Consider the following 8,271-nt stretch of genomic DNA (forward strand, 5'->3'; position numbering starts at 1 on the left):
CGATCTTTGAATTGTATAGCGATCCAACACGGACTCTTTTTGTTTATGGTACCCCTAAAAATAAAGGTAATGACACTGCGGACGATTTAGCTGTATCGATGACAGTACAGCTGTTTGATAAAGATGGCAAAGAGATTGTACCAAGCAAGGACAATCCTGTAGCGGTTAACTTCGGATCCCTNAACAACAAGACCTCTCCTGTCATTGACTATTCAAATGTCGAGTGGGTAGCTTATGGTAATGGTAAATTTGTACCGATTACAGGATCGTCAGTAACGGATCATAATGGCATCATTTACGCTGACCAAAACAACTCTTATGTGGACGGTACAGCAACTTCTGCAAAATATTTCTCAGCTGGAGATGAAAAAGATAGCACTCGCTACTATGGAGCAGGTGTAGGTATTTATACTAGTCCAATTAGCTTCCAGTTTGGTGCCACCAACCGCGATATCACCTCTACGACAAATGGTGGTCGTACAGAGCCTACCAACATCTGGTTTGCCTTTAACACCAATGTGGTAGGAGATGTACCTGTCGTGCCTGAGAAACCAGTTGAACCAGATTTACCAGCCCTCGCTACGCCAAAACCTGCGGAACTTACTCTAACCTTGGAAGAGTATCAAGTAGAAACTCCAGAGGTGGAATTGATCAAATACCAGGTAAATGCTCCAAAAATTAACCTTACAAAATACAAGGTTGAGACACCAACTGTTCACTATAACTACCATACTTTGAAACAATCTCCTAAGATTGTGAAACAGGTGCAGAATTCTGATGGTGTTGACGTAGACAATAAGATGGTGCCTAAAAACTCAGACAACAAGTATCCACTTGTATTGCCTACTATCAAGGCAGGTCGTCCAGCTTACAAACAGGATCAGATTGTCATTGAGGACTACTTGCCATCTGGATTTAAGTTGGATTTGGATCAGACAGTAGATGCCAATCAGGACTATACGATCACTTTTGACGAAGTGACAAACTATATCAAGGCTACCCTGAGCGAAACAGGTCTTGCCAAGCTCAACCAGGACTTGACCAAGGACTTTGACCTGACAGACCTTATCTTGTTTGGTGCTCCTCAAAATGACAATGGGGTATATAAAAATACCTATAGCCTCCTTATTGGAGATTACAAGGTCTACTCCAACACTGTGACTATTTACACTCCAGGTGGTGACGAACCAGGTAATGGTGGGTCTACTATCCAACCAGTTAAAAAGGTACAGGATCTCAAAGGAAATGACATTCACAACAAGACCGTGGATAAAGGTCAAAAGATTGTCTATGTTGGCGAATGGGACCTTGACCAGTACAAGGACATTGCGGCTGGAGCAGTTGCGATTCTGAAAGATCATGGATATATTGAAAATCCAGATGAAACTAAGGTTATCATGCATTGGGATCAAGCAACATGGACGGATGCTCTAGGTAGAGATGTTCAAGGTCTTACTTTATATGTTATTAAAAATTTGGCAGATGCACCTGAATTCATTAAAGCAATCGTTAAAAATTCAAACATTCAGATTGCTAATAACGATGAATTCGGTATTTGGGTTGCGGATGACCCTGAGGCTTTTTATGAAATGTATATGAAGCAAGGTATCGATCTCTTTGTAAAAGTCCCAGCAACTGTGAAAGCAGATGTAGCAGGTGGTGCCAAGATTGATAACGTGATGTATCAGATTGACTTTGGCAATGGTTACGTTTCTAATGTGGTCACAAACACTGTCAAAGAAGATCCAAAACCAGTACCGGTACCAGAAACGCCAACACCACGTCCTGTGCCAGTACAAGCAGCTGCAATGTTGCCGTCTACAGGTGAAAACTCTTCTGTACTGTCAGTAATCGGAGTGATTGTTCTAGCTGTACTTGGTGCCTTTGGATTCTTCAAAAGACAGCAAGAAGAATAGGAGGTTAACCGTATGCAAGTATTTATTGCAAATGGACGAGTAGCTGATATTCCAGAAGACGCCGTTGGTCAAACAGGTAAAGGCTATACGAGTTTCAAGTTCTCGTTTGTCTGTGACTCAAGTCTACTAGACGAAAATGGCAAATCGATACCAAGTTTCCTAACTGTGCAAGTGTATGGGAAACAAGCAGAAGTGATGATCCAGAGTCTTTCAAAAGGATCACCAATTCTCCTTAAAGGTGAGATTGTGCAGCGAGTGTATACAAACAGTAACGGTCAACGTCGAACCTTTCAATATGTTGCTCCTAACCAACACGATGGGATCACTTTTTTGGAAAGTAAGGATGCTGCCCAGAAGAGGAAACAAGGCCATTCTATTCCTTCTCAGGCAGAAACATCACCATTCTATCCAGAACCAATGGATGCAGATGAGCCCTTTTAAGCAAAATAGCACGTGTTCTAAATGACACGTGCTATTTCTGTGTGGAGTAATAACTCATACATATTATACCAGAAAGAGTGGCAAGTGGTCAAAGCTTGAATAGATAAAAAGTTATATAACTTATTGTCTATTTTAGATAAATTATTCCCTTAACGCAGGGATTTCGATTATCCCTTACACTAGTTATATATTCGTAATGACATTTAGAAAGGAACATTCTTTATGGAAAGAAAACAAACAGACGATCAGTTGGATGATTTGATTGCTGATTCTCTTCAGATAGAAAATTATCTGAAGCAGGGGAGAAGTTGTCGTCGATACACAGTCCAATTGGGAATCGAGCAGGGAATCAACGCTTATTTGGAACGGTATCAACTGATTTCACCTCAGTTACAATTTAAGGTTTTTCTCTTCTCAAGTTTTTATTTAGGAAAGATAAAACGCTTCTTGGATGATAGACGAGGTGAACAGTATGTTTAGTTGGTTAGAAATAATTTACTATACCCTAATTCAACTAGCAAAAGTCAATGGCTTCAATGCGATTCTTTTAGTCAGCTTTATAGGCTATCTTTGTTACCAAGTAATAATGTTTATAAAAAAACCAATGAGACATCTTTTTCAACTGGTGAAAAGTTTCTTTGATGATAAGAATATCATTAAAGAGCATCTCAGAAATAAGAGGAAAGAACTCACTCATTCCTGGACACATCGTCACGAGATCGACTGGAAGTCAGCTGGAAAAAATATAGGGAAGCAGTTGTGGGAATTCATGAAACGACTGGTTACGGTGATTCCCTCATTTTTATTTCTGTTGCTAGGAAATATTCTCTTTCGGATTATCTATAAGTTACCATTTGTCAAACAAGATAGGAAACGTTTTGACAAGGAAATGAAGCCTCTGCTCTACTTCAAAAACTATCGTAGTTTTGTATTAATGGGTTTGGGCTTTAGCTTTATTGCTTGGATTCTGACGAATTATCTAGTGACTGTTTTAAGAGCAGCTATACGCTTCCTTTATTTCTCAATTATGACGTTGAAGGACAGCAGTCAAGTTGTTAGTTTCAATGTTGATAGCTTACTGATCCAGAATTTATTTAATGCTAGGGTGTTTGTGATTGCACCGATTCTAGCAGTCCCGATCTTCCTTCTTGGTTTAGTAGTCGCCTGGCGCTCTGCTTGGGTGAACTTTGAACAGTACCGTGATTACAACCACAATGAAGAAGGGGATGACCGCTTTGCGACAGTCAAGGAAATTCATCAACAATATAAGAAAGTTCCCAACAAGACAGAGACTTATCCAGGTGAAGGTGGAGTGCCAGTCCTACATGAGACGAGAAGGAATCTCACAGGTTTGACTCTCGGTTCGCAGATGCTTTGGCAAAATCGCACCTTTAGTCGCTATATGACGAATGCTGAAAGAATCTTAGGGATTTATGCGAAAGCTTCAGGGGATTATTACATCGATGACAGCGCCACTAATATGCTTGGTGTCGGTATGACACGTTCTGGTAAGGGTGAAGGGCATATCACAACAACTATGGATATTAATAGTCGTGCAGAAATTCAGCCTTCTATGGTTATTGCTGATCCAAAAGGGGAGCACTATCAGTCATCCTATAAAACAATGTGCCGACGTGGATATGATGTTAATGTCCTATCTTTTCAGAATATGGATTGGTCCATGTCTTATAACCCACTAGCACTTGCAATAGCAGCAGCTAAGAAGGGCTACTATGAAATGACACAGACAAGGGTTAATGCGGTGGCAGAAGCCATTTATCGTAAAACGAAACCAGGTATGGGCAATGGCAATGCTAAATACTGGGAAGATACGTCTATTTCCCTCTTCAACGCCATTGCTATGGCTCTTATTGACCGAGCAAATGAAACTTTTAAGAATGGGGAAACAGATGCCTGGGACACTGTAACAGTTCGTAACATTGCCAAATTCTTGACTGACTTGGGTTCTGAAGAAGTTTTTGTTAATGACTTTGGGGAAATCGTTGAGAATCCAGACCGTGATCAGCAAGTGAAGAAGAAGTCGAAAATCACGGTTTACTTTGATAACTTGCGTAAAATCAACCAAGAACATTTTTCTAAATTCCGAGACATGGCTGATCTTAACTTCAGGTCATCTGACTTTGCTTCAGAAGAGACTAAAGGAAACGTCTTCTCCAGCATGATGTCTGGGATTAACCTCTTCTTGCAAGATAATATTGCTAAACTCACATCGAAAAATTCTATTGATTTAGAATCAGTTGCTTTCCCACGTCGCTTGTCCATTAAGTTCCGCTCCAGTTCTAATGTCGCTATGCGTAACGAATACGCCCATAAGACAGCCAAAGTGACGATTACTAGTCAGACTTCTTGGGGTAAAACAACTAGACAAGTTACCCACGTGAAAGAAGCAACAGCTCTGATCGATGGCGAAGGTTATCTCACTTATGTGATTGAACCTAAGCTACCTGATCAGTTCCTGGTAACCATTGACTTTGATCACAAAAACAATACTGGTTCAGTTATTCGTAACAAGACCTTCCAATTCTCAGCTGAAAAAGTTTATCAGAAACGTGGCAAGGTCATCAAGTTGGATGAGTATACGAGAAAGCCTGTACTGGACCATATCAAGGTTACGGTTCTGAATAAACAAGAGGATAACCTTCTTCAGGAAGATGATATTGACTTGATTTATTCAGACAATCCGAAAGTGATTTATCTGGTGACACCACCAAATAGGACAGAATACAATAGTATTGTATCCCTATTTTTGGATCAGTTATTTAACGCAAACTATGAGTTAGCACTGTCAAATGGTCGTAGATGTGTTAATCGGATTCTTCATATTCTGGATGAGTTCACCAATATTCCAGCCATTCCTCACATGGATACTAAGATTTCTATTGGTCTTGGCCAAAACATTCTTTACTACCTTTGGATACAAAACTTGGAACAACTGGTTGATAAGTACGGTGAGAATACTGCTGCAACTATTCAAGAAAACTGTTCGCTAAAAATCTACGTGAAATCTACTTCTGATAAAACCAATAGTCGCTTTAGTAAGGATTTAGGATCACGTACCATTACCCGTCGTAGAAGATCCAGCAATATCCTGGACGAAGCCAACCCGAATGTGTCTATCGAAAATCCAAGACAGGAACTACTGACCCCTACCCAGTTGGCCAAACTTCAGGAAGGAGAAGCGGTTATCCTACGTGGGGTTAAAGGTCGAGATAATGCAGGGCGTAAGGTAACAACCGATCCAATCTTCCTCCATGAGAAGACAGCTTTCCCTTATCGCTATATGTTCCTTCAAGATGAATTTGATCACTCTATGACCTTGGCGGATATTCCAGTAGAAAGTGAGCATAGAGAGCTTGACCTTCAGGATATTGCAGTAGGAGCACAAAATACCTTCAACAAAATCATTGACTGGCGACAGGCTTTAACAGACCGTATGAGAAGCAACGGAGAAGTCCCTCAATTAGCAACGAGGCAGCAACTCTCTAAACCTTTGGTTCAGGCTCAGTTCACTTCTCCAGCTGATTTAACCTATGCTGTCATTGCAGAAGTATTTGACGAGGAAGATGATGACGATCTCTTCTTTGTGGATGATGTGATGTAATAAGATAAATAAAAAGTTATATAACAAGGTATACAATCTATTGCAAAAAATCCTATTTCTGATATAATGTGAGTAAGTAAAAAACAAGGAGAAGGTTGTTATGAAAATGAAAAAATGGTTTAGTCTGGTGACGTTAGGGCTCGCACTCATTCTTCTAGCAGCCTGTGGCCAAAAATCAGCTGAAGATATCATCAAAACAGAATTGAAGGATAGTTATACAGGATATGCGGAATTGAGAGCTTATGAATCTTTTTTCAATAGCGGTGGTGAACAGTTAAAATTTGACCTTTCGGAGAAGCAAATTTCTAACTCTAGCGGAGACATTGTTTATTTTAAAACGATTTCTGAATCCGATTTACCAACTGAAACCTCAGGAGTATTGACTTCTCTTGAAGAAGAACTTAAAAATACGAATAATTTTACAATAGCTATTAGTAAAAAAAGGGAGAAATTAGATGCTTCCGATGCTTATTATCAGATTTCTCTTTCTGATGGTGGAGATAAGATTCGAATAATTGAATTACGTCGAAATCATTTCGCTGAAGGTGGCTATTATGATTTTTCAGGAACAGCTGAATAAGTGAAAAAGTCTCAAACTTGAGGCTTTTTTTGATGTCTTTTTGTGATTTTTTCCCTTAACGCAAGAATTTTGATTATCCCTTATGATGGAGGTATACAACAGAAAGTAGGTACCTTCATTTGATATACGACACTTATTCAGATTTGGTCAATGCCCTAGAAGAAGGCTTTTTAGATATAAATGGGAAAACCAACGGGAATATAACAGGTGAGAATGCGGAGAAAATGGCTTCTTTCTACAGATACTGGAGCAACTATCTGGAACCAACGCCAGCCTTCCTCTCCTTCTTGGCCTATATTCCAGGAGGCATTGCCAAAGCCACGTACTCGATTACAGCTAGTTTGGAACATGTTTTTAACAATATGTTCAAGCTCTTTGGTCTATTTGGCTACTTAGGTGATAACAACACAGTAATCGGTCAGTTCTTCTATTGGTTCCAAGTAATCGGCACAACTCTCTTTAGTCTAATTCTTGTTGTCTCGGCTATTACAGGTGTCTTTACCAAGCCAGTCAAGTATAAGGGAGTGATTACGAACTTCCTCTTAGTAACCATGGTCACAGCCGTTTTACCTTTAGCTCTGACAACCGTATCCTCTGTCATGGCGCAAGATGCAATGAATATCCAAACGATTTCTAGCGAGGATCCAGAGGGAAGTAAGCATTATTCATCATTAGCTATTCAGCCTATGAAGAACAATGTGGTAGATCTCAAAGTCTTGATTGATAATGATTTCTCAACGGAACTCTTTCATTTAGATGATCAAGGTTATATTAAACCACCCAAAGAAGGGTCTACGCCTGTCAATCAGATCACAGACAGTCCAGATAAGAGAGATACGACTAACTTTGCGACACGGATTGATTTTGGGGCAACTTATGGAGCTTCAAACGCTGACTTACTGCAAGATTTAGAAGATAATCAACAAAAGGGTTTAAAGGGGCTATTTCTTCATCGCTTGAATGCTAACCAAACAGGTGTAGAAACTATTAATGAGCATCGTGTTGTTGGCGAACTAAATGCTTTTGAACCCGTCTATCTACGATACAAAGTCAACTGGATAGGTATGTTCATGCAGTATGTCATTCTAATTGTGCTCTTAATTGCCATGGCTATCAAGTTGGTAAAATCCGTTTTTGATATTGTTATTCAGGCGATGATTTCACCACTACAAGGCTACAGTTCTCTGTCTAACTCTAAAAAGTATAAGGAGCTGTTACGGACAATGGGAGGAGCATTGGCAGGTATCTTCTTTGAAGTTGTGATTATGCGGGTAACACTTGAAATTTGTCGAGATTTACCAATCTTGTCTGTTTCAGCGGTCACAAAACTATCAGGTGGTTTCTTTGATGGCCTCAACATGTGGGAACAGTGTATTGCGGCTTCACTTGTTTATATCGGTGTTTTCCTGGCAGCCATGCAAGGGGTGACTATGATTGAACGCTGGCTTGGGGTTTCTACAGGTCACAGTGATACCGCTCAACAACTCATTGGGGCTATGATGGCTGGTCAAGCCTTTGCGACTGGAGCTGGAGCTGTTGGAAGTCTAGCCATGGGTGCTGGANAACTAGGGATGGATGTCGCTAGTAAAGCTCCAGGAGCCATTGCTGCAGGAACTAAGAAATTTGGGGATAGTCTAGCTGTAACAGGTGGAGGTCTTCGAGGAGCCTTCAATGCTGTGAGAGATCAAGGTGTCGCAGGTGCTGCCAAAGGA

General features: G+C 40.3%; 6 protein-coding genes. All 6 read left to right on the top strand.

From position 1 onward, the window contains the following. The first annotated feature begins 11 nt into the window (after positions 1–11). Positions 12–1,916, top strand: coding sequence for an LPXTG cell wall anchor domain-containing protein (locus A3I9_RS0104940; RefSeq protein ID WP_425423178.1), 1,905 nt, complete (start codon positions 12–14; stop codon positions 1,914–1,916). Between the two features lie 12 nt (positions 1,917–1,928). Then, complete coding sequence (locus A3I9_RS0104945) at positions 1,929–2,357, top strand: single-stranded DNA-binding protein (RefSeq protein ID WP_018377938.1); 429 nt, start codon at positions 1,929–1,931, stop codon at positions 2,355–2,357. A gap of 222 nt (positions 2,358–2,579) precedes the next feature. Beyond that, positions 2,580–2,837 (top strand): hypothetical protein, encoded by a 258-nt coding sequence (locus A3I9_RS0104950; RefSeq protein WP_018377939.1) that lies wholly within the window; start codon positions 2,580–2,582, stop codon positions 2,835–2,837. Then, a complete protein-coding gene (locus A3I9_RS0104955) occupies positions 2,830–5,979 on the top strand; it encodes a VirD4-like conjugal transfer protein, CD1115 family (RefSeq protein ID WP_018377940.1) in 3,150 nt (1,049 codons plus the stop codon). The genes A3I9_RS0104950 and A3I9_RS0104955 overlap by 8 nt, the downstream gene beginning before the upstream one ends. 100 nt (positions 5,980–6,079) lie before the next feature. Further along, entirely contained in the window at positions 6,080–6,559 is a 480-nt protein-coding gene (locus A3I9_RS0104960) for a hypothetical protein (RefSeq protein WP_018377941.1), read from the top strand. Positions 6,560–6,678: 119 nt separating this feature from the next. Then, positions 6,679–8,271 (top strand): pLS20_p028 family conjugation system transmembrane protein (locus A3I9_RS0104965; RefSeq protein ID WP_018377942.1); only part of this gene is annotated, 1,593 nt, incomplete at its 3' end.

It is taken from the genome of Streptococcus ovis DSM 16829, assembly GCF_000380125.1.
GTDB classification, from domain to species: domain Bacteria; phylum Bacillota; class Bacilli; order Lactobacillales; family Streptococcaceae; genus Streptococcus; species Streptococcus ovis.